At 71.4% G+C, this 24,703-nt stretch carries 18 protein-coding genes and 1 tRNA gene; 14 read left to right on the forward strand and 5 right to left on the reverse strand.

Annotation, left to right across the window (positions count from 1 at the left end):
• Window positions 1-61 precede the first annotated feature (61 nt).
• Both HL652_RS02480 and HL652_RS02485 read left to right on the forward strand, forming a co-directional pair.
• Window positions 62-4,480, forward strand: a complete 4,419-nt coding sequence (locus tag HL652_RS02480; protein WP_253743607.1) for a Pls/PosA family non-ribosomal peptide synthetase — start codon at window positions 62-64, stop codon at window positions 4,478-4,480.
• 25 nt (window positions 4,481-4,505) lie between these two features.
• Window positions 4,506-5,852: a M1 family metallopeptidase gene (locus tag HL652_RS02485; RefSeq protein WP_371743554.1), complete on the forward strand. Its 1,347-nt coding sequence runs from the start codon at window positions 4,506-4,508 to the stop codon at window positions 5,850-5,852.
• Window positions 5,853-6,107: 255 nt separating this feature from the next.
• On the opposite strand, the gene HL652_RS02490 is transcribed toward HL652_RS02485, so the two are convergent.
• The gene (locus tag HL652_RS02490; protein WP_171703833.1) at window positions 6,108-7,064 is read right to left on the reverse strand and encodes a 4'-phosphopantetheinyl transferase family protein; all 957 of its coding nucleotides are present in this window, start codon (window positions 7,062-7,064) and stop codon (window positions 6,108-6,110) included.
• 80 nt (window positions 7,065-7,144) lie between these two features.
• Here HL652_RS02490 and HL652_RS02495 point away from each other — a divergent pair, with 80 nt between their 5' ends.
• Window positions 7,145-7,465 (forward strand): putative quinol monooxygenase, encoded by a 321-nt coding sequence (locus HL652_RS02495; protein ID WP_171703834.1) that lies wholly within the window; start codon window positions 7,145-7,147, stop codon window positions 7,463-7,465.
• 64 nt (window positions 7,466-7,529) lie between these two features.
• On the forward strand, window positions 7,530-9,593 hold the full coding sequence (locus tag HL652_RS02500; RefSeq protein ID WP_171703835.1) for a cell wall-binding repeat-containing protein: 2,064 nt from the start codon (window positions 7,530-7,532) through the stop codon (window positions 9,591-9,593).
• A 225-nt stretch (window positions 9,594-9,818) separates the two neighbouring features.
• Here the strand turns inward: HL652_RS02500 and HL652_RS02505 are convergent, their stop codons facing one another.
• Window positions 9,819-10,946 carry an LLM class flavin-dependent oxidoreductase gene (locus HL652_RS02505; protein WP_171703836.1) on the reverse strand — a complete coding sequence of 376 codons (1,128 nt, stop codon included), beginning with the start codon at window positions 10,944-10,946 and terminating at the stop codon, window positions 9,819-9,821.
• 91 nt (window positions 10,947-11,037) lie between these two features.
• Between HL652_RS02505 and HL652_RS02510 the strand changes: the two genes are divergently transcribed.
• The gene (locus HL652_RS02510) at window positions 11,038-14,793 is read left to right on the forward strand and encodes an AAA family ATPase (protein ID WP_171703837.1); all 3,756 of its coding nucleotides are present in this window, start codon (window positions 11,038-11,040) and stop codon (window positions 14,791-14,793) included.
• Window positions 14,794-14,842: 49 nt separating this feature from the next.
• Window positions 14,843-15,055 (forward strand): hypothetical protein, encoded by a 213-nt coding sequence (locus HL652_RS02515; protein ID WP_171703838.1) that lies wholly within the window; start codon window positions 14,843-14,845, stop codon window positions 15,053-15,055.
• Window positions 15,056-15,137: 82 nt separating this feature from the next.
• Here HL652_RS02515 and mscL read toward each other — a convergent pair whose 3' ends face one another.
• Genes mscL through HL652_RS02530 form a run of 3 tightly spaced genes read right to left on the reverse strand, consistent with a single transcriptional unit; the run spans window position 15,138 to window position 16,544 of the window.
• Window positions 15,138-15,596, reverse strand: coding sequence for a large conductance mechanosensitive channel protein MscL (gene mscL, locus HL652_RS02520; RefSeq protein WP_171703839.1), 459 nt, complete (start codon window positions 15,594-15,596; stop codon window positions 15,138-15,140).
• Between the two features lie 9 nt (window positions 15,597-15,605).
• A complete protein-coding gene (locus HL652_RS02525; RefSeq protein ID WP_171703840.1) occupies window positions 15,606-15,926 on the reverse strand; it encodes an FmdB family zinc ribbon protein in 321 nt (106 codons plus the stop codon).
• A gap of 30 nt (window positions 15,927-15,956) precedes the next feature.
• Complete coding sequence (locus HL652_RS02530) at window positions 15,957-16,544, reverse strand: 5-formyltetrahydrofolate cyclo-ligase (protein ID WP_171703841.1); 588 nt, start codon at window positions 16,542-16,544, stop codon at window positions 15,957-15,959.
• A gap of 93 nt (window positions 16,545-16,637) precedes the next feature.
• Here HL652_RS02530 and galU point away from each other — a divergent pair, with 93 nt between their 5' ends.
• From galU to HL652_RS02570, 8 genes are all read left to right on the forward strand, one after another.
• On the forward strand, window positions 16,638-17,528 hold the full coding sequence (gene galU / locus HL652_RS02535; RefSeq protein WP_171703842.1) for a UTP--glucose-1-phosphate uridylyltransferase GalU: 891 nt from the start codon (window positions 16,638-16,640) through the stop codon (window positions 17,526-17,528).
• A 48-nt stretch (window positions 17,529-17,576) separates the two neighbouring features.
• Entirely contained in the window at window positions 17,577-18,230 is a 654-nt protein-coding gene (locus tag HL652_RS02540) for a GNAT family N-acetyltransferase (protein ID WP_171703843.1), read from the forward strand.
• A gap of 105 nt (window positions 18,231-18,335) precedes the next feature.
• On the forward strand, window positions 18,336-20,903 hold the full coding sequence (locus HL652_RS02545) for a helix-turn-helix transcriptional regulator (protein ID WP_171703844.1): 2,568 nt from the start codon (window positions 18,336-18,338) through the stop codon (window positions 20,901-20,903).
• 75 nt (window positions 20,904-20,978) lie between these two features.
• A complete protein-coding gene (locus HL652_RS02550) occupies window positions 20,979-22,031 on the forward strand; it encodes a hypothetical protein (RefSeq protein WP_171703845.1) in 1,053 nt (350 codons plus the stop codon).
• A gap of 124 nt (window positions 22,032-22,155) precedes the next feature.
• The gene (locus HL652_RS02555; RefSeq protein WP_171703846.1) at window positions 22,156-22,422 is read left to right on the forward strand and encodes a DUF7218 family protein; all 267 of its coding nucleotides are present in this window, start codon (window positions 22,156-22,158) and stop codon (window positions 22,420-22,422) included.
• 102 nt (window positions 22,423-22,524) lie between these two features.
• Window positions 22,525-23,913: an acyltransferase family protein gene (locus HL652_RS02560; protein WP_171703847.1), complete on the forward strand. Its 1,389-nt coding sequence runs from the start codon at window positions 22,525-22,527 to the stop codon at window positions 23,911-23,913.
• 29 nt (window positions 23,914-23,942) lie between these two features.
• Window positions 23,943-24,018, forward strand: a tRNA-Ala gene (locus tag HL652_RS02565).
• 143 nt (window positions 24,019-24,161) lie between these two features.
• Window positions 24,162-24,665, forward strand: coding sequence for a helix-turn-helix domain-containing protein (locus HL652_RS02570; protein WP_171703848.1), 504 nt, complete (start codon window positions 24,162-24,164; stop codon window positions 24,663-24,665).
• Window positions 24,666-24,703 lie beyond the last annotated feature (38 nt).

Below are 24,703 nucleotides of genomic sequence, written 5' to 3' on the forward strand. Positions count from 1 at the left end.
AGCTTGTGCGGCGCGTACGGTGGTCGAACGAACTCGCCGGCCGAGGTTAGGGGTTCACCGGGTGACTGTCGACGCTGATCCGCAGAGCGTTCTCGATGCGGGAGACCGTGCCGCGCCGGCCCGCACCCTCATCGACATCGTGATGAAGACGGCCGCCGACCACCCCGACGCCCTCGCCCTCGACTCGCCCGAAGGCGCCGTGAGCTACCGCCGCCTGGTGCGGCTCGTGAACGCGCAGGCCGCCGATCTCACCCTCGCGGGGGTGAGGCGTGGGGACAAGGTGGGCATCCGCATCCCCTCGGGAACCCGCGAGTTGTACGTCTCCATCCTCGCCACACTCGCCGTCGGCGCCGCCTACGTGCCCGTCGACGCCGACGACCCCGAAGAACGCGCCCGCCTCGTCTTCGGCGAGGCCCACGTCGTGGGCGTCATCGGACCCGGCGGCACCTTCGTCGCCGGCAACCCCGCCGCAGCCCCCGACGGCACGGATGCGCCTCCCGGCTCGGCCGGTGGTGGTGCGGATGCGCGCCCCGGCTCGGCCGTCGACGCCCCGGATGCACGCCCCGCCACGGTCGGTGCTGGCACGGATGTGCGCCTGGCCCCGGCCGGCGGTGGCGCGGATGCGCGCCCCGCCACGGCCGGTGACTACACGGATGCGCGCCCCGGCTCGGCCGGTGATGGTGCGGATGCTCGGCCCGACTCGGCCGTCGATGGCACCACCGTGGGGGAACGCCCGGACACCGCATCCGGCCCGGCCTCCGCATCCGGTGCCATCGCGCCAGGCCCGGCCTCTGCATCCGGTGCCATCGCGCCCGGCCCGGCCTCTGCATCCGGCGCCACCGCGCCCGACCCGACCAGCGCATCCGACCCCGCTGCCGCGCTCGCTGCACGCGCGCTGCCGCTGGGGGCGGCGCCGACGCTCGCGACGCCGACGGGCACCGTGCCGGCGCTCGGCACCCCGACGCCCGACGACGACGCGTGGGTGATCTTCACGTCGGGTTCGACCGGCGTGCCGAAGGGCGTTGCCGTCACCCACCGCTCGGCCGCCGCGTTCGTCGACGCCGAGGCGCGACTCTTCCTGCAGCGCGAGCCGATGGGCCCGGGAGACCGCGTGCTCGCGGGACTCTCGGTCGCCTTTGACGCCTCCTGCGAGGAGATGTGGTTGGCCTGGCGCCACGGCGCCTGCCTGGTCCCGGCCCCCCGCTCGCTCGTGCGCTCGGGCGTGGACCTCGGCCCGTGGCTCATCGCGCACGGCATCACCGTCGTCTCCACCGTGCCCACCCTCGCGGCCCTCTGGCCTGAGGAGGCCCTCGAGTCGGTGCGCCTCGTCATCTTCGGCGGCGAGGCCTGCCCGCCCGAGCTGGTGGCCCGCATCGTCGCGCGCGAGCGCGAGGTCTGGAACACCTACGGCCCCACCGAAGCCACCGTCGTCGCCTGCGGCGCGCTCCTCGACAACGGCCCCGTGCGCATCGGGCTGCCCCTCGACGGCTGGAGCCTCGCCGTGGTCGACGCCGAGGGCCACCGCGTCGCCGAGGGCGAGGTCGGCGAGCTCATCATCGGGGGAGTGGGCCTCGCGCGATACCTCGACCCCGCGAAAGACGCCGAGAAGTACGCCCCGTTCCCGACCCTCGGCTGGCAGCGGGCCTACCGCAGCGGCGACCTTGTGCGCTACGAACGCGCCGGACTCGTCTTCATGGGCCGCGCCGACGACCAGGTCAAGCTCGGCGGCCGGCGCATCGAGCTCGGCGAGGTCGACGCCGCCCTCCAAGGGCTCCCCGGTGTGGCGGGCGCAGCAGCGGCGGTGAAGACGACGGCGGCAGGCAATCAGATCCTCGTGGGCTACCTCGCCCTCACCGACGGGGCCGAGTTCGACCGCGACGCCGCGAACTCCCGCCTGCGCGAGGAGCTCCCGGCGGCGCTGGTCCCCCTGCTCGCCGTCGTCGACTCCCTCCCCACCCGCACCTCGGGCAAGGTCGACCGTGCGGCGTTGCCGTGGCCCCTGCCGGGCGCGGGCGGCACGGGGGGCGCCGACGGCGCCGAGAACCTCGGCCTCACCCCGACCGCGGCCTGGCTGACAGGCCACTGGTCGGCGATCCTCGGCGCCCCGGTCGAGAGCCCCGACGACGACTTCTTCGCCCAGGGCGGCGGCTCGCTGTCGGCGGCCCAACTGGTCTCCGCCATCCGGGAACGCTACGCCGACACCCGCGTCGCCGACATCTACGACCACCCCCGCATCGGCTCGCTCGCCGACGAGCTCGACGCCCGCGACCCCCACGCGGCTGCGCGCGCCGAGGGCCGGGGCGACGGAACGGCGACGGATGCGCGCACCGGCACCCCCGCATCCGCCCCCGTCTCCCTCACCCCCGCCTCGAGCCGCATCGCCCAGACCCTCCTCGGCATCCCCCTGCACGTGCTTGTCGGCCTGCGCTGGCTCGTCTACCTCGCCACCGCCAACAACCTGCTCGACGCGTTCACCGGCAGCAGCTTCGCGCCGACGCTCTCCTGGTGGTGGATCGCCGCCGGCTTCGTGCTCTTCGTCACCCCGCCCGGCAAGATGCTCATCTCGGTGGTGTTCGCCCGCCTCCTCCTCCGGGGCGTGAAGCCCGGCGCCTACCCGCGCGGCGGCAGTGTGCACCTGCGCGTGTGGCTCGCCGAGCAGGTCGCGAACATGGTCGGCGCCGTGAGCCTCGCCGGCGCCCCCTGGATCCTCTACTACGCCCGCGCCCTCGGCGCCAAGATCGGCGACGGCGTCGACCTGCACACCCTCCCGCCGGTCACGGGCATGCTCAGCATCGGCAGCCGCGCCGCGATCGAACCCGAGGTCGATCTCGCCGGCCACTGGCTCGACGGCGACACCTTCCACCTCGGCCACGTGCACATCGGTGCCGACGCCACGGTCGGCTCCCGCAGCACCCTGCTCGGCGGCACGAACATCGGCCGCGGTGCCGAGGTCGAACCCGGAGCATCCGTCTCGGGCCGGGTGCCGGCCGGCGAGCGCTGGGCGGGCTCGCCCGCCTCGCGCGTCGGTCAGGCCCGCCGCCCGTGGCCGTCGGTGCGGCCCGAGCCCGCCCGCCAGTGGCTCGTCGCCTACGCCCTCGGCTCGCTCGCCATGGCCGCAATGCCCGCCGTCGCGGTGATCGTGGGCGCCCTCGTGCTCGGCGCGGGCATCGGCCACGCGACGACCCTCGGCGAGGCGGCCTGGCGCGCCGCGCTCGTCCTCCCGCTCGCCGTCATCGTCACCGGTCTCGTCTACGCCCTGCTGGTGCTCGGCGCCGTGCGCCTGCTCGGCACAGGCCTCCACGAAGGCTTCCACCCGGTGCGCAGCCGCATCGGCTGGCAGGTGTGGTCGACCGAGCGCATCCTCGACGCCGCCCGCACCCTCCTCTTCCCGATCTACTCGAGCCTGTTCACGCCGATCTGGCTCCGGATGCTCGGGGCCAAGGTGGGCAAGAACGTCGAGGCCTCGACGGTGCTGCTGCTGCCGGCGCTCACCACCATCGCGCCGGGCGCGTTCCTCGCCGACGACACGATGGTCGCCTCGTATGAGCTCGGTGGCGGCTGGCTGCACATCGCGCCGGCGAAGGTGGGGCGGCGCGCGTTCCTCGGCAACTCGGGCATGGCGGGGCCGGGTCGCACGGTGCCGCGCAACGGACTCGTCGCCGTACTATCGTCGGCCCCGCGCAAGGGCAAGCGCGGGTCGTCGTGGCTCGGCAACCCCGCGGTGCGGCTGCGCCGCACGGTCACCGACTTCGACGAGGCGCGCACCTTCGAGCCGCCCACCCACCTCAAGGTGGCGCGGGCGGTGTGGGAGATCCTCCGTGTCGTGCCCGTCGTCGTCACCGGATGGGTGGCGCTCGGAATCCTCGCGGTGCTCGAGCTGCTCTGGATCGAGCTCGGTCTCGGCTGGGCCGTCCTCCTCTCGGGCGTCGTCATGCTCGCTGCGGGTGGCGTGGCCGCGCTCATCACCTCTGTGGCGAAATGGCTGCTGGTGGGGCGCATCCGGGCGGAGGAGCATCCGCTCTGGTCGTCGTTCGTCTGGCGCAACGAGCTCGCCGACACCTTCGTCGAGACCGTGGCGCGGCCCTGGTTCGCGGCGAACGCGGGCGGCACGCCGGCGCTCGCGATCTGGCTGCGCTCGCTCGGCGCCCGCATCGGGCGGGGCGTGTGGTGCGAGTCGTACTGGCTGCCCGAGGCCGACCTCATCACCCTCGGCGACGGGTCGACAGTGAACCGCGGATGTGTGGTGCAGACCCACCTGTTCCACGACCGCATCATGCAGCTCGACCGGGTGGCGATCGCCGAGGGGGCGACGCTCGGGCCGCACAGCGTCATCCTTCCCGCGGCCTCGATCGACCGGCTGGCGAGCGTGGGTCCGGGCTCGCTGGTGATGCGCGGAGAGCGGGTGCCGAAGGGCACGCTGTGGGCGGGCAACCCCATATCACCGTGGGTGCTGCCCGTCGAGCCCCGGACGAGATCGTGAGCCTGCGCGGCGGGGCGCTCGCGGAGTGGCAGACTTGAGCGCACCCATGGCCTCCCACCCCTCCACCTTCGGGCCGTCGACCGCCGGTGACGACTACCTTCCCACGAGCGGCAACGGCGGCTACTCGGTCGTGCACTACGACCTCGACCTCGACTACCGGGTCGCCACGAACCGCCTCTCGGCGACGGCTGTCATCAGGGCTCGGGCGACCATGGACCTCACCCGCTTCAGCTTCGACTTCGCCGGGCTCAGCGTGGTGCGGGTGACGGTGAACGGTGTGCGTCCGCGCAAGATCGCCGAGACGGTGCGCAAGCTCGTGGTGACGGTCGACGAGGTCATTCCCGACGGCAGTGAGTTCGTGGTGGAGGTGCGTTACCGGGGGGCACCGCATCCTGTGCGCAGTGCCTGGGGGGAAGTGGGCTGGGAGGAACTCACCGACGGGGTCATCGTCGCCGGGCAGCCGTGCGGTGCCGCGTCGTGGTACCCGTGCAACGACCAGCCGGCCGACAAGGCGCCGTACCGCATCACCATCACCTGCGAGGCGGGGTACACCGCCATCTCGAACGGCCCGCTGGTGGCGCGCTCGACCCGCTCGGGGCGCACCTCGTGGACGTACGAGATGACGCAGCCGATGGCGAGCTACCTCGCCACGGTGCAGATCGGGCGGTACAGGTCGCGGCGGCTCGCGGCCGAGCCGGTGGTGCAGACGGTGTTCCACCCGGGGCGGCTCGATCGTGAGGTGTCGATCGACTTCGCGCCCGTGCCGCAGATGATGGCGGTGTTCTCGGAGCTGTTCGGGCCCTACCCGTTCGACGAGTACACGGTGGTGGTGACCGACGACGCGCTCGAGATCCCGCTCGAGGCGCAGGGGCTCGCGGTGTTCGGCAGCAACCACGTGAACGGGATGCACGGGGCCGACCGCCTCATCGCCCACGAACTCGCGCACCAGTGGTTCGGCAACAGCCTCACGGTCGCGCGGTGGCGCGACATCTGGCTGCACGAGGGCTTCGCCTGCTACGCCGAGTGGTTGTGGGCGGAGGCGAGCGGGGGAGTGACGGCGGACGCGAACGCGGCGGTGCACCGGGCCGCGCTCGAGGCGCAGCCGCGCGACATCGTCATCGGCGACCCGGGGCCGCGCGCCATGTTCGACGACCGCGTCTACAAGCGCGGGGCGCTCGCGCTGCACGCGGTGCGGCGGGCGGTCGGCGACGACGCGTTCTTCGAGGGGCTGCGCGCGTATGTCGCGGAGTGCGCCCACGGGCTCGTGGCGCCCATCGACTTCGTCGAGATCATGGAGCAGCACGTCGCCGGCGTCGACGTCGCCGCGGTCGTCGAGCGCTGGGTGGAGAAGCGGTCGCTGCCGAAGGGGTAGGGGGCGCGGCGCGCGGCGGCCCTGCTGCCGTCCAAACGACGGAGTTTCGGCGCGAAGGTGAGTCGTGCATCCGTCGTTTGGTCGGATGCGGGCGAGACTCCGTCGTTTCGCGCGGTGCGGGCGCGGGCCGGTGCGGTCAGAGCAGGGTGATGCGGGTGCTCGGGGTCGGCGCGAAGGTGAGTCGTGCATCCGTCGCTCGGTCGGATGCGGGCGAGACTCCGTCGTTTCGCGCGGTGCCGGTGCGGGCCGGTGCGGTCAGAGCAGGGTGATGCGGATGCTCGGGGTCGGCGCGCGGAGGAGGGCCAGCGTCGCGATGAGGTCGGTGGGGGCCGGGGTGGGGAGGTTGATCAGGGTCGTGGCCGACGGAGTGACGCCCGGAACCGAACTGCGCACCAGGCGGATGGCGGGCGCCTCAGAGTCGGGATCGGCGCGTGGGGAGGGGGCCGCGAGGTCGAGGGTGAGGTGGCGGGGGTCCGTGTGGAGGCCGGTGCGGTGGGCTTTGAGGATGGCTTCTTTGGCGGTCCAGGCGGTGGTGCGCATCCGGTCGGCGGTGTGGTCGGGGAAGGTGGCTAGCGCGCGAAGCTCGTCATCGGTGAATGCGACGTCGTCGAAGGGGGCGACGCGGGCGGCGGCGACCGACTCGAGGTCGACTCCGACGGGCGCGACCGTCGTGGCGGCAAGCGCGACCCACCCGCCGGCGCGGCTGAGGCTCACGTGCACGAGGGGTGCCGCGGACTCGGGCGCGGCTGCTATGTGGAGTGGGCCACGGTCGTGGGAGGTGGGTGCCGCGGAATCGGCCGCGGCTGCGACGTGGAGCGGAGCGTGGCCAGGGGAGGAGCGTGCCGCGGACTCGGCTGCGGCTGCGACGTGGAGCGGAGCGTGGCCAGGGGAGGAGGGTGCCGCGGATTCGGCTGCGGCTGCGACGTGGTGCGGGCCGTGGCTCGGGGTGGAGGTTGCCGCGGACTCGGCTGCGGGTGCCACGTGGAGCGGAGCGTGGTCGGGGGAGGTGGGTGCCGCGGACTCGGGCGCGGCACCCACGTGGAGCGGGCCGTGGTCGGGGGAGTCGCAGTGGGGGCAGCGCTGCTCGAGGCGGGCCACCGGGGTCTCGGCGCATCGCGCGGCGAGGGCGAGGAGTGTGGCGTGATCGGCGTGCCGGTCGCCGCGGTCGGGGGTGAAGGTCACCAGCACCTCGGGGAGCGGTGCGGCGGGCATGGGGCAATCGTACGCATCCGCTGTCCGACGTCACGCCCGCATGCTCGCCATCGTCTGATTGTCATACATAGAATGAGCGCATGTCCGACTCCGTCGTCGCTGTCGTCACCTTTCGTCCGTTGCCCGGTCGTGGGCCCGAGGTGGTGGAGCTGCTCGCGCCCATCGTCGCGGGTGTGCATGAGGAGCCCGGGTGTCTGCTCTACGCGCTGAACGAAGCATCCGACGGCAGCTTCTGGTTCGTCGAGAAGTGGGCGACGGCCTCCGACGCCGAGCGTCACGCGAGCTCGAGCCCCGCGCTGCCCGCCCTCGCCGAGCGGCTGAGCCCGCTGCTCGAGGGGGTGCCGGTGATCGTGCAGGGTGTCGCGCATCCGCTGGGCGACCCGGCGAAGGGCGCGCTCTGACCTACCCCGGCTGTTCACCCGCCGGGTCTGGACTACACCTGTCGCCTGCGCGTAGCATCAGCGAATGAGCTCACGCGGCAGGATGCGCACCACGGCCTCAGCAGGAGTCGCCGCGGCGGCGCTCCTCGCCTCCCTCCTCTTCGCCCCGGGTGCCGCGTTCGCCGCGACGGTCGCTCCCGCGCCGGCGTTGCACGGCACTGCGGTTTCGGAGCCCACCACGCCGGCCGGAGACGATGTCGCCGCCCTCACCGACACCCCCGAGGATGCGACTGCCGCCGAGGTGCCCGCGCCCACCACCGACGCGTCCGAGTCGGGGGCGCGCGCCATTGACGCGTCCGAGACGGATGCGCCCACCCCCGAGACAGACGCCCCCGCCGAGGGCACCGACGCCCCCGCACCCACCGACGAGCCCGCGCCCTCCGACGCGCCCGCGCCCGCCGACGCGCCCGCGCCTGGCGACGCGCAGCGCGACGCCGACGGGTTCCCCGGAGACCTCTCGCCGCTCGCCGACTTCCTCACGCAGAGCTTCTCGGCCGACAACATCGTCTCCGACCGGCACATGTTCACGGGCGGCGAGCTCTCCGCCGCCGAGGTGCAGGCGTTCCTGCAGCAGCAGGTGCCCACCTGCCGAACGGGCTACACCTGCCTCAAGGACTACCGCGTCACCACCCCCACCATCCCGAAGAGCGACGAGTGCACGACCTACCAGGGTCGCGCGAACGAGTCGGCGGCCACCATCATCTCGAAGGTCGGCGTGGCCTGCGGCGTGAGCGAGAAGGCGCTGCTCACGCTCATCCAGAAGGAGTCGCAGCTGGTCGAAGACGACTACCCGCGGCAGAAGCAGTACGACCAGGCCACGGGCTTCGACTGCCCCGACAGCGGGCCCTGCAACCCCGACTACGCCGGATTCTTCAAGCAGGTCTACTGGGCCGCCTGGCAGCTCGAGAACTACCGCATCAAACCCAACGACCCCAAGACGAAATACCGCGTTGGCCAGACTGCGCCGGTGCTGTTCTTCCCGGGCGAAGAAGGCGATAAGTGCAACCCCAAGGGAACGCTGAACCTCACGTTCCGCACCGCCGCCACCGCCGCGCTCTACAACTACACGCCCTACCAGCCGAACGCCGCAGCACTCAAGCTGGGCGGCGGCGACGCCTGCTCGAGCTACGGCAACCTCAACTTCTGGGGCATCTACACCGACTGGTTCGGATACGCACAGGTCGACGTCGACCGCGTGAGCGGCGCCGACCGCTACTCGGGCGCGGTCGCCATCGCGAAGGCCGCCTATCCGGGCACCGCTCCCGTCGTCTACGTCGCGAGCGGCCAGAACTACCCCGACGCCCTCTCCGCCGGCCCCGCGGCGGCAGCCGGCGGCGGACCGCTCGTCCTCACCGACCCCATCGCCCTCCCGCAGTCGGTCGCCGACGCCATCAAGGTGCTGGCGCCCAAGCGCATCGTGGTGGTCGGTGGCACCAACTCGGTCTCGGATGCGGTGAAGACCCGCCTCGCCGGTCTCGTTCCCGGCGTGAAGGTCGATCGCCTCGGCGGTGCGAGCCGCTACGCCACCTCGCTCCTGCTGGTGAAGGATGCGTTCAGGTCGGGCGCATCCGGTGCCTACCTCGCCACCGGCGCGAACTTCCCCGACGCCCTGAGCGCGGGCGGCGCGGCGGGCTCGAAGGCGCAGCCCGTGGTGCTCGTCGACGGATCGGCCGGCTCCCTCGATTCGGCGACGACGGATGCGCTCCGCGGCCTCGGCGTCTCATCCCTCACCATCGTGGGTGGTGTCAACTCAGTGAGCACGGGTGTGGAGAACTCGGCGAAGGCGATCACCCCTGGAAAAGTGACCCGAGCATCCGGTGCCGACCGCTACGCGACCTCCCGCATGGTGAACGCCGCCGCCTACACCTCGAGCGACCGGGCCTTCCTCGCGACGGGCGCGAACTTCCCCGACGCCCTCGCCGGCTCCGCCTGGGCGGGTGCCGCCAAGGCGCCCCTCTGGGTGGTGCCCGGCAGCTGCGTCCCCGCCGAGGTGCGCACCTCGCTCAAGCCCCTCGGTGTCGTGAACGTCACCCTCCTCGGCGGCCCCAACTCCCTCGCCCCCGCCGTCGAGTCCCTCACCCCCTGCTGACCCCGGGGTCGACCGTTCACCCCGCGAGCGCACCCATGTTTCTTGCGGACAAAGTCCGTCCGAACCCACGTTTCGACGGACTTTGTCCGCAAGAACGTGGGGGTGGGTGGTGGGGAGGCATCAGGGAGCGGGCTCGGAGGTGGTGGCCAGTTATCCCGGACAAAGTCCGTGATGACGTGGGATATCACGGACTTTGTGCGGGAGAACGTGGGTGGGGCGGGGCGGCTACGCCGCCGCGCCGGCGGCGGCCGGCGTCGCCGCCACCCCGAGCTCGGGGAACTCGGGGGCGAGCAGCTCGAGGGCGCGCGAGCGCGCCGGGGTGCGGTCGAGCGGGTCGGCGTCGCGCGCGCCCGCGACGGGGGAGAGCATGACCTCGTCGACCCCGTAGCGCTCGGCAGCCGAGCGGATGCGCGCCGCCACCTCGTCCGGCGTGCCCACGAGCCAGCGCTGCGCCTGCTCCTGCACCGACTGCTCCTCCATCGGCGACAACGCGGTGGCCTCGGCCTCCTCGATCGTGAGCTGCGCCGCGAGCGCACCCCCGGTGCGCAGCCGCGCCATCGTGATGAGCTGGGGCAGCGCCTGCGCGTACGCCTCTGCTGCGGTTGGCGCCACCGACACGTTCAGCGTGAGGAACGTCTTCGGCGCGTCGAGCGACACCGACGGCTGGAAGCGCGAGCGGTAGAGCGCGAGCGCCTCGTCGAGGCCCGGCTGCCCGAAGTGGTTGGCGAACACGAACGGCATGCCGAGCGAGGCGGCGAGCGTTGCGCTGAAGTTGCTCGACCCCAGCAGCCACATCTCGGGGGCGCTGGCGACGACGGGGGTTGCCTTCAACTCGTACGAGCGGCCCCTGATGTTGAGACCCACCCCCGGCTGCTCGTCACCACCGAAACCGTCACCGGCCCCCCGGTCCGACCCCAGCAACGCCGCCACCGCCTCCACGTCGGTCGGGAACGTCGCCGCCGGGTCGGAGTCGGTCGTCGTGCGCTGCCCGCGCAGCATGTACGAGGTCACCGGGTCTGACCCGGGAGCCCGCCCGAGCCCGAGATCGATGCGCCCCGGGTGCATGGCCTCGAGCAGCGCGAACTGCTCCGCGATCGACAGCGGCGCGTGGTTCGGCAGCATCACCCCGCCCGACCCGAGACGGATGCGCGAGGTCTGCGCCGCGAAGTGCGCGATCAGCGTCGACGGCGAGGTGGAGGCGACGGCCGGCATGTTGTGGTGCTCGGCCACCCAGTACCGGGTGAAGCCGAGTCGCTCGGCGGTGCGCACGAGCTCGAGGCTCGCCGCGATGGCGTCACCTGAGCTCTGACGGCTGCGGACGGGGATGAGGTCGAGAACAGAGAGTCGCGTCATGGCCTTCTCCTCAGCCACCGCATCCGTCGCTTTATTCCGAAACTCGCGCGGATTGCCGGGCTTTTCCGTCACCCGCACGTACGGTAGCGGTGTGTGGCGCGCCGATAAGAAACGAGAAGCAGACGATTCGACGTCTGCCGCCGACTCCGTCGAGTCGGCGTGGGGTCGCAACGGTCAGGCCGCGGAGGGTTCGCAGCTCGGTCAGGTGTACACCACCGAGAGCCTCGTCGAGCCCACCCGCGAGCGCTGGCGCGAGGAGATCGCGGCGCTCGGAGGCGAGTCGCCGCTCTTGCACTTCGACGATTCGCCCCGGTCGCGCATCGAGCTGAGCACCACGCATCCGGGCGGTCTCGCCCAGTTCATCACGGGCAACACGACGCTCTTGTCGAGCCTCATCCGCGACGAGCTCGCCCTGCGCAACGCCCGCATCGCCGCCGGCGCCATCACCGACAAGGGTGTCGAGCTGCGCTCGGTGCGCGGCATCGACTCGGTGCACCTCGCCATCGGCCTCGCCGAGTGGCGGGTCGAGGAGCAGCAGTTCCGCGCCCCCGTGCTGCTGCGCCCCATCTCGGTGCGCCGCTACGGCCGCGACTTCGAGCTGAAGCTGCGTGGCGTGCCGTTCGTGAACCCGGTGCTCGCCGCCGTGCTGCAGGAGCAGTTCCAGATCACCGTCGACCGCGAGAGCCTCGTCGCCCTCGCCCAGCAGAACGGCGTGTTCAAGCCGCAGCCCGTCATCGACCGCCTGCGCAGCCTCACCTCGCACCTGCCCTGGTTCCAGGTGCAGCCGCGACTCGTGGTGTCGAGCTTCGCCGACGTCGCGAGCGGGATGCTCGGCGACAGTGCCGAGCTCGCGCATCCGGTTCTCGACGCGCTGGCCGGCAACCTCACCAGTCGCCGTGCGGTTCAGGATGCGTACCGCCCGGTCGAGCCGTCGCCGCAAGACAAGCGCGCCCCCAGCACCGACACCCTGCTGCTCGACGCCGACAGCGAGCAGGAGAACGTGATCGCGCAGATCGCGGGCGGAAACTCGCTCGTGGTGAAGACGCTGCCCGGCACGGGCGGCACGCAGACCATCGTCAACGCCATCGGCGCCCTCGTCGCGCAGAACAAGCGCGTGCTCGTGGTGAGCCCGCGCCGCCTCAGCCTGAGCGGCATCGACCGCCGGCTGTCCGACGTCGGGCTCCCGGGTGTGGCGGTGTCGCCGCGCACGCTGCGGCGCGACCTCATCCAGTCGATCGGCCGCAACGAGAAGGCGAAGCAGCCGCAGGTCGCCGACGTTGACGACGCACTCGTGCGCCTCCGCAGCGTGCTGCTCGACTACCGCACCTCGATGTCGCGCGTCGACCCCACCCTCAAGGTGTCGGTGCTCGACGCGCTGCGTGAGCTCGCGCGGCTCGCGCTGCTGCCGAACCCGCCGGCCACCACCGCGCGCCTCGACCGCAGCGCCCTCGAGTCGCTCGCCTCGGGTCGCTCGAAGGCGGCCAAGACGCTGAGCCGCGCCGCCGAGCTCGGCCAGTTCCGGTACGGGCCCGACGACTCCCCGTGGTACGGCGCCCAGTTCTCGTCGAGCGACGACGCCCAGCGCGCCCACCAGCTCGCGAAGCGCCTCGACCGCACCGACCTGCCCAAGCTGCTGAGCGGCGCGTACGAGCTCATCGGGCAGACCCGCATGCGCCCGTTCACCTCGCTCGCCGAGCTCGGCACCTACCTGCGCCTGCTCGCCGACCTGCGCGAGACGCTCGACAAGTTCCTCCCGGTCGTGTTCGACCGCTCGCTCACCGACCTCATCGCCGCCACCGCGCCGCGCCGTGACGCCCCGCAGATGTCGTCGACCTCGCGCCGCCGCCTCAAGTCGCTGGCGAAGGAGTACGTGCGCCCCGGCGTGCACATCGGCGACATCAACGAGTCGCTGCGCCGCATCCAGCAGCAGCGTACCCTCTGGTACCGCTTCGCGGCCGCGGGCATCCCGCCGGAGATCCCCGTCGGCATCAACGAGGTGCAGATGGCGTTCCAGCGCGTCACCGAAGACCTCGCGCAGCTCGACCTGCCGCTCGGCAACGTCGGCACCGCGCGCCAGCTGTCGACGCTGCCGATCGACCAGCTCATCGGCATGGTGGAGGGTCTCGCCGCCGACTCCGAGGTGCTCGCGAACCTGCAGGAGCGCACGGCGCTGCTCGACTCGCTGCACGAGCACGCGCTCGACCCGCTGCTCATCGACCTGTCGAACCGGCACGTGCCCGAGACCGCGGTTCCCGACGAGCTCGAGCTCGCCTGGTGGCAGTCGGTGCTCGAGCTCATGCTCGCCGGCGACCGCGCGCTGCTCGGCGCGAACACGGGTGTGCTCGACCGGCTCGAGGGCGACTTCAGGCTCGTCGACGAGGCGCACGCCTCGATGAACGGGCAGCTGCTCGCCTGGCAGCTCGCCGACACCTGGAGCGTGGGCCTGCTCGACCACCCCGAGGAGGCCGCCGCGCTGAAGCAGCTGCTGCGCTCCGACGCGGTCACCTCCGAGTCGCTGCACGCCGCCGCCCCGCACCTCGGCAAGGTGCTGGCGCCGGTGTGGCTGGCGTCGCCCTACGAGGTTCCGCGCATCACGGATGCGGTCACCTTCGACACGGTCGTGCTCGTCGACGCCGGGGCCACGACGCTCGCCGAGAACGTGGGCGCCATCCGTCGTGCCCGCCAGGTGGTGGCGTTCGGCGACCCCGTCACGCAGACGCCCTCGCACTTCGAGATCGCCATCAGGGCGGTCGACCAGCAGCGCACCCGGCCCGCCTCCGACGCCGTGGTGGCCGAGGAGCTGCACACCGACTCGGCGCTGGCGCGCCTGGCCGACCTGGTGCCGACCCTCTCGCTCACGCGCAGCTACCGGGCGGGCGGCGAAGACCTCGCCGAACTCGTGAACCACCGCTTCTACGGCGGCAAGATCGACTCGCTGCCCTGGGCGGGAACCTTCCTCGGCCACGGCTCGCTGGCCCTGCACTATGTCGAGGGGCGCGGCGGCATGCCCGACTCCGAGACGGGTGCCGTCGAGTCGATCGACGCCGAGGTCGACGAGGTCGTGTCGCTCGTGCTCGACCACGCCATCAACTACCCGCGCGAGTCGCTCATGGTCATCACGGCGTCGGCGAAGCACGCGGTGCGGGTACAGCAGGCGGTACTCGCGGCGTTCGCGAAGCGCAGCGACCTGGCCGACTTCATCCTGAAGGAGCGCGCCGAGCCGTTCATGGTGGCGACGCTCGAGCAGTCGGTGGCGCAGAGCCGCGACCGGGTCATCTTCTCGGTGGGCTACGGCAAGACCACCCACGGGCGCGTGCTGTCGAACTTCGGCGGGCTCGCGCGGCCGGGCGGCGAGCGGCTGCTCGCGGTCGGCATGACCCGGGCGCGCCGCTCGATGGACATCGTGAGCTGCTTCACCCCCGCCGACATCGACGAAGACCGCATGAACTTCGGCGTCGTCGCGCTGCGCCAGATTCTGCAGGAAGCCGAGAACGGGCCCACGCCCGACACCTTCTCGTCGCCGGGTGACGCGCTGCTCATCGACCTGGCGCGGCGCCTCGGTGCGCGCGGGCTCGAGGTGGCCTTCGAGCACCGCGGCAAGCTCACGCTCGTGGCCTCGCACGACGGTCGCGCCATCGCCATCGAGACGGATGCGGTGGTGCACTCCACCTCGCTCCGCGAATCGCTGCGGTTGCGCCCCGACATGCTGCGCCGCCTCGGCTGGCACTACCTGCGGGTGCACTCGTTCGAGCTGTTCGCGAACCCTGAGGCGGTGGCGGCGCGCATCGCCGATGTGCTCGGCATCCGCGAGCTCTCCCTCGTCGAGACCGCCCCCATCTCCATCTGACCTCCGGGCTCGGGCGATCCCCCGCCCGTGGAGGGCGTAGGGTGCTGGGGTGCAGGTGAGGAAGACGGGTCGGCGGCGGGTGTCGACGGATGCGGTGCCCGGCAGCGACCCCGCACCCCAGACCGCGCTCCCCGCGTCGAGCCCCGAGCCCACCCGCGCTGCCGAAGACACCGACGAGGCCTGGGGTGCGAAGCCGCCCCGCGCATCCGCCCCCGGCCCGAACGACGCCCGCCTCCTGCGCGACGTCCCTCCGCACTGGTAGCACCGAGAAAGCACGAAGTGCCCGCTCCCACGGCGGGAGGGGGCACTCCGCGCACTCTCGAGGGAGAGAAGGGGGCGGGGCCCTAGTGCTTGGGGGTGTGGCCCGTGGCGGGGGGCTCGCCGGCGGCCTCGGCGCGTTGGTCGGCGAGCAGGTCGCGGATCTGGATGAGCAGCTCGGTCTCGGTGGGCGGCAGCTCCTCGTTCTGCTCCTCGAGCGACTCGGCGGGAGTCTTCTTCAGCGAGAACGCGACCTTCTTGAGGTGGTTGATCGGCACGACGAACACGAAGTACACCACGATCGCCACGAGCAGGAACTGGATGAGCGCCCCCAGCACCGCCCCGAACTTGATCTCGGCGTCGCCGATCGTCACCGTGGCGACGTTGTCGAGGCTGTCGGCCTTGAACAGGGCGCCGATGAGCGGGTTGAACACGCTGTTCACGATGGCGTTCACGACCGCGGTGAACGCGGCCCCGATGACGACCGCGACGGCCAGGTCGATGACGTTCCCGCGGAGGATGAACTCCTTGAATCCCTTGATCATGGCCCCAGCCTAGGGGGTGGTCTTCGGCGCGGCCTTCGGTGCTGCGGCGGGTGTCGAACCCGACGACGAGGTCGACGAGCTCGAGTCACTGCCGGTCGAGCCGGGCGCGGTGGAGGTGCTCGAAGAACCTGACGACCCCGACGACCCCGACCCGCTCCGCGAATCCGTGCGGTAGAACCCCGACCCGTTGAACGTCACGCCCACCGGGCTGAACACCTTGCGCAGCTTTCCGCCGCACACCGGGCAGACCGTGAGCGAGTCGTCGGTGAAGGACTGCTGGATGTCGAACGCGTTGTCGCACTCGGTGCAACGGTAGGAGTAAGTGGGCACGAGGGTCGATTCTACCGGCGACCGGCGCGTCTAACGACGCTCGAAGCGCAGGATGCGCGTCGGCGTCACGATGCCGTCGACCGGGGCGTCGTGCACCTCGCGCGGCACCTCGTCGAGCACCTCGTCGTCGAAGACGACGGCGTACACCGGCGGGCACTTCTCCATCGACCCGAGGGTGCGGTCGTAGTAGCCGCGCCCCCAGCCCATGCGGGTGCCGGTGACGTCGACCGCGGAGGCGGGGATGACGATGAGGTCGGCGTCGTTGATGGCTATCGGCCCGAGGATGCCGCCCACCGGCTCGGGCATGCCGTACAGGCCCTCGGTCTCGGTCTCGCCGTCGCCCTCCGCCCAGTCGAGCAGGCCGTCCTGCCGCGCGATCGGCAGCAGCACCCGCCGGCCGTCGCCGAGCGCCCAGTTGAGGAAGGGCCGCGTGTTGGGCTCGAAGGAGTTGGAGAGGTACGCCGCGATGGTGCGGGCCCCGGTCTCCGTGGCGAGCTCGGTGAGGCGCGCCGTGAACCCCTCGTTGGCGGTGTCGACCTGGTGCGCGGGCCGCGTGCGACGGCGCTCGCGCAGCTCGGCGCGCAGCGCCCTTTTGTCGAGAGTCGCATCCTCAGCCATGGTGGCCAGTGTAGATCGCGTCGTGTGTCGCGGGTGTTTCGGCGTACCGGCCGCGCGCATCCGCTCGCCTCCGATCCCCGATACGCTTTCCCCATGGGGACACCACTGACGAAAGCAGTCATTCCGGCAGCAGGACTGGGAACGCGATTCCTTCCGGCGACCAAGGCGATGCCGAAGGAGATGCTGCCCGTCGTCGACAAACCGGCGATCCAGTACGTCGTCGAGGAGGCGGTGGATGCCGGTCTGAACGACGTGCTCGTCGTCACCGGTCGCAACAAGGCAGCCATCGAGAACCACTTCGACCGCGTCTACGAGCTCGAGTCGACGCTCGAGCAGAAGGGCAAGGGCGACATGCTGCGGGTGGTCAACGAGTCGACCGCCCTCGCCGAGATGCACTACGTGCGCCAGGGCGACCCGCTCGGGCTCGGTCATGCCGTGCTGCGCTCGAAGATGCACGTCGGCCACGAGCCGTTCGCCGTGCTGCTCGGTGACGACATCATCGACGCCCGAGACCCGCTGCTGAAGCGGATGCTCGAAGTGCAGTCATCCCGTACCGCCACCGTCATCGCGCTGATGGAGGTCGACCCCTCCATGACGCACCTCTACGGTGTCGCCTCGGTCGAGTCGACCGACGAGGACGACGTGGTGAAGGTCACCGGGCTGGTCGAGAAGCCCGAGGCGGGCACCGCACCGTCGAACCTCGCCGTCATCGGGCGGTACGTGCTCATGCCCGAGGTGTTCGACATCCTCGAGAACACCCCTCCCGGAAAGGGCGGGGAGATCCAGCTGACGGATGCTCTGCTCACCCTCGCCGACGACGACACGATCGCGGGTGGTGTCTACGGCGTCGTCTTCGGCGGCCGTCGGTACGACACCGGCGACAAGCTCGACTACATCAAGGCCATCGTGCAGCTCGCGAGCGACCGCAAAGACCTCGGCCCGTCGCTGCGGCCGTGGCTGCAGGAGTTCGTGAGCGGACTGTAGCCCGGCGTCGCGGCTGCGCCCCCGACTAGGCGGTAGTGTTCGACCACCATGTTCGTCCCCACTCTTTCCGAGGGCCCGATCGCGATCCGGCCGATCCGCGTGCGCGACGCCAAGCCGCTCGAGCGCGAGCTCATCGACAACCGGTCGTGGCTGCGCAAGTGGGAGGCGACCAACCCCGGGGGGCCGCTGTCGTTCGACACGCGGGCGAGCATCCGGTCGTTGCAGGCGAATGCGCGGGCGGGGCTCGGGCTGCCGTTCATCCTGGAGTACCAGGGTGAGCTCGCGGGGCAGTTGAACGTGTCGTCGATCAGCTATGGCTCGGTGGCGTCGGCGTCGATCGGGTACTGGGTGTCGGAGCGCTTCGCGGGCAAGAACATCACGCCGGTGGGTGTCGCACTCGCGACGGACTACTGCTTCTACTCGGTGGGGCTGCACCGCATCGAGATCTGCATCAGGCCCGAGAACGGGCCGAGCCTGCGGGTGGTCGAGAAGCTCGGGTTCCGCTACGAGGGGCTGCGGCGGCGGTACATCCACATCAACGGCGACTGGCGCGACCACTTCTGCTTCGCCCTCGTGCGCGAGGAGCTGCCCTCGGGTGTGCTGCGCCGTTGGCAGGAGGGCCGCATCCCCGAGGGCACCGGCACCGTCCCCGCCCCCGACCGCACCGCCGCCACCCACCCCCTCCCCACCCCGGCCCGCTGAGCCGACTTCCCTCCTCGCCCAGGATGAGGCCGTTCCCGACGCGATCGGTCGGGGCGTGGCGCGGACTCTTTACAGCGCATGCGTCAGGGCCTCAGAATCGGGTGTGTGACGGGCGACCGCGAGTACTCCGAGCCGTTCCTCGGCCGAGCGCCGGAGCTCGCTCGTGCGTCGGCGTCGTTGGATGCGGGTATAGGTGTGGTCGTGGCAGGCCCGGAGGGATCAGGGCGAAGCCGGTTCGCCCGGGAGCTCGCTGCGACGGTCGATCCTGAGCTGCGGGCCAGGCTCCGCGTGGGCGACGATCTGGCGCGGTTGCGTGACGAGGATGTCGAGAGGTGGGCCGCCGCCGTGCGGTCGGGCGCCATCGTCCCCATCGCGACGGCGTCGTTTCGGCGCTCGCATCCGGCGATCGACGAACTCGTCCGGCACAAGCTGCTGAGCTCGATCGTGCTGGGCCCGCTCTCGGCGCGTGAACTCCAGGCCATCGTGGAGTACGACCTCGGCGGCCGGCTCGCCCCCACCGCCGTGGCCGAGTTGGTGCCGGCCCGTGGAGGGGACGACATCGTCGCTCTGCGGGAAACGGTGGCCGAGGCCGTGCAGACCGGTGCCCTTGTCGAGCACTCGGGCTTGTGGGCGGTCGGCGAACACGGGATCCGGTCTGACTCGGCCCGGCGTCGCGCGTTCACTCGATCGGGTGCGGACATCAGGCTCGACAGCGCGGAGGCGGAGGACATCATGGATCTCCTCTCCCTCGCGCCGGGTCTCGAACTCCGCAACGCGGAAGCCGCCCTGGCTGCACTCGAGCGACTTCCCTCGGCGGTGGAGGCTGCGATCGAACTCCTCGAGGCGTTCGGCTACGTGAGCGTGGAACGCACGTCGACGAGACTGCAGCTGACGGTGCGCGACGGAGTCGACGAGCTGCTGATGCCGCACGGGATCGGCGTATTCCGCCGCTACCGGCTCGCCAACGCGCTCGTCGAGGTGTTGAGTGGCATCGACGCGCCTCGCCTTTCGCCTGCCGAGACGATCTCGCTCGCCCGCCACGGCATCGACCTCGGGGCCCCGATCGCCGCCGAGGTGCTCGTCGCAGCGGCGCGCGCGTCGCTCCGAACCCCGCGGATCGTGGAGTCGTTGACCTTTGCGGCGGCGGCGATCGATGCCGGCGGCGGGTTCGAGGCCGAGCTCGCGATGGCAGACGCCGAGGCGCGCGCGGGGAGGAACGACGAGGCGCTGGAGCGCCTCGTCCGTCTCCATACTCTGGAGACCGACGACGAGAAGCGGGCGCGCACGCTGCACTCGATGAGCGACTACGCGCGCGACAGGAGCCGGCGGGCAGCAGAAGTCCTCGACGGCGAGTTCCTGTCACGATCGTCGCTCAGTGCTGAGCGTCGCGACGTGCTCCGCGGATTCCGCCTCTACAACCTGGGCCGGGTGGTCGAAGCGGCCGATCTCATCAGGCCCGCATTGCCGTCGCTCACCGGGCTCGAGCGCGCGGAGGGCCTTTTCCAGGTCGGAGTCATGGAGTTGATGCTGGGTCACATCTCCGACGCCGCAGCTGCGCTCGACGAGTCGGAGCGCAGCTATCTCGCCGAAGACGCCGACGCGTCTCATGTGCACTTCGTGCGGGCCAACGTGAACATCCTGAGGGGACGGGCGGCGGAGACACTCGCCGTCACCCGGGCGATTCGCGACCAGGTGGCTGCCTTCGGGCAGCCGGTGGCTCAGGCGTACATCGGCTGGGCGATCGGCACTCTGATCATGGCGTGCGGCTCTCTCACCGAGGCCGCAAGGGAATTGGAATCCTCCGTCGACGTGCTGGAATCCGCCGGCATCGACCGTGCGGGAGAGGTGGTGCGTCTCGATCTCGCGTTGTGCCTCGCGCAGGCAGGGGAGGGGGAGAAGGCTCGGCGCGCGGTTCGCCGGTCGAGCGAGCACGACGACGGCTCGGAGCCGGCCGTGAGCGGCAAGACGCTCCTCGTCGAAGGATGGACCTGGCTGAGCGAGGGGAATCGAGAGCATGCTCGGTCCACGTTCCTCCGAGCCGCCGACGTTTACGCGTCGGGCGGGTTCTTCCTGCCGAGTCTGTCTGCCCTGCTCGATGCGGCCAGGGTGGGTCGGCCTGAGGAACTGGCTGACCGTATCCTGGCGCTGGCTGCAGGGATGGAGGGCGACTACATCGACCTCGTGCGGCTGCTCATCGCCGCGCTCGCCGCCGAGACGTCGGCTCGTTCGCGGCCCGACGGCGCCGACGCCGTGGCGGCGCTCTTCGAGTCGGCCGGAGCAGCCGCGGCGCGGATCGACAACCATCTCGTCGCTGCCGAAGCGTTCGACCGCGCATCCTCCCTCTACGAGCTGAGCGGTGCGGGTCGCGCGGCCGCGGCAGCCGCGCGTATGCGCGACGAGCATCTCGCCGCCTGCGGCCTGGCCCGCACGCCCTCGGGAGTGACAGGCCGCTCATCGGTGCTCTCCGAGCGTGAGTACGAGATCGCCAGCCTTGCCGCGTCGGGTGCCTCCAACCGCGAGATCGCGGCAGCGCTGGTGCTGTCCGTGCGGACCGTCGAGACGCACCTGCAACGGGTCTACATCAAGGTCGGTGTGCGGCGTCGAGCGGAGCTGGGAGAAGCGCTGCGGGGCGCAGGTCACCACTCGGCGGGGAGCATTCCCTCGCGGGGCTGAAAGTTGCTCGGGGAACGGGCCGACACGCGTGCCTCATGCGGGGGCTTGTGGCGGTGGCGCCCCTACCGTAGACGCATGACAACGGAATGGCTCGGCGGAGGCCTCATCATCGCTCTCGCCGCCGTTCTGTGGCTGGTGTACCTGGTGCCGTCGTGGTTCCGCAGCCGGCAGTACCTCGCGACCGAGCGCAACGCGGTGCGGTTGCAGCAGACGCTGCGCATCCTGGCCGAGACGGCCGAGGTGCCCGAAGAGGTGCGCGTCGAGGCGAACGCCCGCAGCATCGCCGAGCAGGAGCGCATCCTCAAGCACCGGGCCGCCCAGCGCGAGACCGAGGCCGTGCCGCCCGCCATCCGTGCCGCCGACCGCCTGCGCCGCTCGCGCGTCGTCACCGCCCTCGTGCTGGGGCTGAGTCTTGCCGTCGCCGCCCTCGGCGGCGTGCAGCTCGCCACGAACGGCACCTGGCTCCTCCTCGCCGCCGGCGCGTTCGTCGCCGCGATGTGCCTCATCGGACTCGGCAAGATGGCCAAGGCCGGCCGCCGCCTCAAGCTCCCCCTCCCCGAGGAGTTGGCCCGCCCGCTCGGCGTCGCGCACGCACCCGTGCACCTCGGCGCCTTCGACGAGACGGATGCTCACGAGACCCTCGCAGACCGCTCCGGCATGGCCGACGGCGGCACGGATGCTCGGCAGGCGGCCACGACCGACGGCGGCTGGGTTCCCGTGGCGATGCCGCGGCCGCTCTACCTCGCGTCGTCGGGCATGACGCGGTTCGGGGCATCCGATTCCCTCGTCGCCGAGCTCGCGGACGACGAGAACGACGAGCTGGAGGCGGAGGCGGAAGCGCAGGCCGCCGCCGAGACGGCCGCCGCCGCGCAGGCCGCCGCCGCCCAGGCGGAGCGCGCCGGGCACGAGGAGTCGCTCCGCCAGGCCGCCGCCGAGGCCGAGGCCGCCCTGCGCGAGCGGATGCGCGCCCAACTCGAGACCGTCGCCGAACTCCAGCTCGCCGAGGAGCCGACCGCCCCGCCCGCGGCCCCGGCTCCCTCCCGCTTCGCCCGCATGGGCGTCATCGACGCCGACCCCGCGTCGACCCTCGACCTCGACGCGGTCTTGGCGCGGCGCCGCGCGGTCTGAACCGAACGCCTCTCGCCCCACCAGCGTGCCGTCCGGCGCCGCCGGGGTTGGCGCATCCCGTGCCCCGGCGTACGGTCGCCCGCAAGCGGGCCGCCTCGGGCCCGCCCGAACCGGGAGGTGCCTCATGCCGGGCAAGAGCACGCCGCAGATCAAAGATCAGGAGCTCTACGAGGAGCTCCGCGACGAGGGCAACTCGAAGCAGAAGTCAGCCCGCATCGCCAACGCCGCAGCCGCCAAAGGCAGATCAGCGGTGGGGAAGAAGGGCGGCAAGTCGGGCTCGTACGACGACTGGACCGTCGCCGACCTCAAGAAGCGCGCCAAGGAGATCGGCCTCACCGGCTACTCGAGCATGCGCAAGGCCGAGCTGGTCGAAGCCCTGCGCGACTCCTGAGGCGACCGCGACCGCGAGCCGGTGCGGTGCCTCTGCCACCTGTCGCCCGCCATTCCGCGCATATGCCCTGGCGGCGATGCGAGGTGCTCGTAGGATGACCGCATGAGCAGCGCGGCCTCCACGACCTCGTCGATCGACCTCTCGAAGCGTGACCTCACGCTCGACCTGGCCCGCGTGTTCTGCGTGCTGCTGGTGGTGCTCATCCATCTCCTCATGGTGGGTGTGGGCATCGGCCCCGACGGGCAGGTGCAGGTCTCCCGCCCGCTCGAGGAGCAGTGGTGGTTCGCCCCCGTCACCTGGGCCGGCCAGATCATGCCGCTGTTCTTCGTGGTGGGCGGCTTCGCCTCGCTCACCGCGTGGCGGAGCCTGGTGCGCCGGGGCGGCACGGGCGCCGACTACGTGCGCAGCCGCGTGCTGCGGCTGGCGCAGCCCGCCCTCCCGCTGTTCATCTTCTATGCAGTCGTCATCGGCGGCGCCCGACTCATCGGCATCGACCCGCAGCTCGTCGAGCTCGCCGTCACCGGCGCGGCCTCGCCGCTGTGGTTCCTCGCCGCCTACACCCTGTGCCAGGCACTCGTTCCCGTCATGGCGCACTGGCACGCGAGGGCTCCGAAAGCGACCCTCCTGGTGCTGCTGGCCGGTGCGATCGCGGTGGACAGCATCCGGTACACCGTCGGCATCGACGCCATCGGCCTCGCCAACCTGTTCTTCGTCTGGCTGCTCGTGCAGCAGCTGGGGTTCTGGTACGCCGACGGCTGGTTCGCCGCCCGCCGCTGGTGGACGCTCGTGGGCATCGCCGTCGTCGCCTACGCCGCCCTCGTGCCCCTGACCGTGTTCGGACCGTACTCCGACGACATGCTCACGAACCTCAACCCGCCCACGCTGCCGCTGGTGGCGCTCGCGGTGGCTCAGGCGTGCATCCTGAAGCTGTTGCGGCCGGCGCTCGCGCGCCTCATGAACACGCACGCGGCGCGCGCCGTGGTGTTCCTCGTGGGTACGCGGCTGATGACGATCTACCTCTGGCACCTGCCGGTCATCCTGATGCTGTCGGGCCTCGCCCTGCTCGTGCCGTTCGCGAGCCCCGAGCCGGCGAGCCTCGCCTGGTGGTGGACGCGCCCGATCATGTTCGTGCTCGTGATGGCCGCCGTGTTCGGGCTCTCGTTCGTGGTCGGTCGCTGGGAGGCGCCGCGTGAGGTCGGGCCCACGCCGCGCACCTCGGTGGTGGCGGTGGCGACGGTGCTGGCGTTCCTGCCCCCGTTCGCGGTGATGGAGTTCTTCATGGACCTGCCGATCGCCCTCGTCGGCAGCGTGCTGCTCGCGGTCGCCGTGTTCATGCTCGGGCGCTGGCGTGCGGCGCCGGCCCCGGCCTCGGTCGGGGCGTCGGCGGCGGCGGTGACTTCGTCGACGGATGCGGCGACTCCCGCAGGGGCACCGGATGCGCGCACCGGCACCACGACCCCGCATTCGCATTCGGGCCCGATTTCGTCGTAGACTTTCTGGGTTGTCGTTTCGACGTCAGCGGGGCTATGGCGCAGTTGGTAGCGCGTCTCGTTCGCAATGAGAAGGTCAGGGGTTCGAATCCCCTTAGCTCCACCACAGAAGGCCCCCGACCCATCAATGGTCGGGGGCCTTCGCCTTTGTGTCGGCCGAATGGCGTCTGGTTCGGTTCGCATCGAACATGCTGCGGGTGTTTTGAACGTTTTGGGCGTTTTGGGCGTTTTGTAGACGAGAATAGACGCATGAGTGACACGATCAGCGCCCCGCGCTCAGCGCACGTCGTCGAACCCCCGCACGATCTCACCGACATGCTCGAGCTCGCACGTTTTTTAGAGAACCACTCGGCCCCGGCCGTCCTGCTCGGTCCTGATGGCGAGCAGATCGCTCTGCCGATCGTCGCCTACGACGTCCTGAAACAGGTCGTCAGCGCTTTGGAGCGCGGCGCCTCGGTGTCGGTCGAGCCCATCGACCGGCAGCTGACCACTCAGCAAGCCGCCGACCTCCTCGGAGTGAGCCGGAACACCCTGGTGCGTCTCCTCGACGAGCACGAGCTGCCTTTCGAGCGGCTGGGGCAGTCGCGTCATCGTCGTCTGCGGTTGCATGACGTCTTGGCCTATCGCGAGCGCAAGCGTGCAGACCGGCGAAGTCGACTCGACGAGTTGACGCGCCAGGCGGCGGAAGACGGCTTGGACGATGTCGATCCCGAGACCTACCGGGAGGCCCTGGCCGACGCTCGAAAGTCGTGAACCGTGGCGCGCTTCGCCGCCTTCCTCGACGCGTGCGT

The sequence above is a fragment of the Herbiconiux sp. SALV-R1 genome, assembly GCF_013113715.1.
GTDB lineage: Bacteria > Actinomycetota > Actinomycetes > Actinomycetales > Microbacteriaceae > Herbiconiux.

Excerpts from the sequence above, each read along its gene's own strand:
- HL652_RS02500 (WP_171703835.1), top strand. The coding sequence starts at position 7,530 with ATGAGCTCACGCGGCAGGATGCGCACCACGGCCTCAGCAGGAGTCGCC.
- HL652_RS02540 (WP_171703843.1), top strand. The coding sequence starts at position 17,577 with ATGTTCGTCCCCACTCTTTCCGAGGGCCCGATCGCGATCCGGCCGATC.
- HL652_RS02495 (WP_171703834.1), top strand. The coding sequence starts at position 7,145 with ATGTCCGACTCCGTCGTCGCTGTCGTCACCTTTCGTCCGTTGCCCGGT.
- galU (WP_171703842.1), top strand. The coding sequence starts at position 16,638 with ATGGGGACACCACTGACGAAAGCAGTCATTCCGGCAGCAGGACTGGGA.
- HL652_RS02560 (WP_171703847.1), top strand. The coding sequence starts at position 22,525 with ATGAGCAGCGCGGCCTCCACGACCTCGTCGATCGACCTCTCGAAGCGT.
- HL652_RS02570 (WP_171703848.1), top strand. The coding sequence starts at position 24,162 with ATGAGTGACACGATCAGCGCCCCGCGCTCAGCGCACGTCGTCGAACCC.
- mscL (WP_171703839.1), bottom strand. The coding sequence starts at position 15,596 with ATGATCAAGGGATTCAAGGAGTTCATCCTCCGCGGGAACGTCATCGAC.
- HL652_RS02490 (WP_171703833.1), bottom strand. The coding sequence starts at position 7,064 with ATGCCCGCCGCACCGCTCCCCGAGGTGCTGGTGACCTTCACCCCCGAC.
- HL652_RS02555 (WP_171703846.1), top strand. The coding sequence starts at position 22,156 with ATGCCGGGCAAGAGCACGCCGCAGATCAAAGATCAGGAGCTCTACGAG.
- HL652_RS02550 (WP_171703845.1), top strand. The coding sequence starts at position 20,979 with ATGACAACGGAATGGCTCGGCGGAGGCCTCATCATCGCTCTCGCCGCC.
- HL652_RS02530 (WP_171703841.1), bottom strand. The coding sequence starts at position 16,544 with ATGGCTGAGGATGCGACTCTCGACAAAAGGGCGCTGCGCGCCGAGCTG.
- HL652_RS02505 (WP_171703836.1), bottom strand. The coding sequence starts at position 10,946 with ATGACGCGACTCTCTGTTCTCGACCTCATCCCCGTCCGCAGCCGTCAG.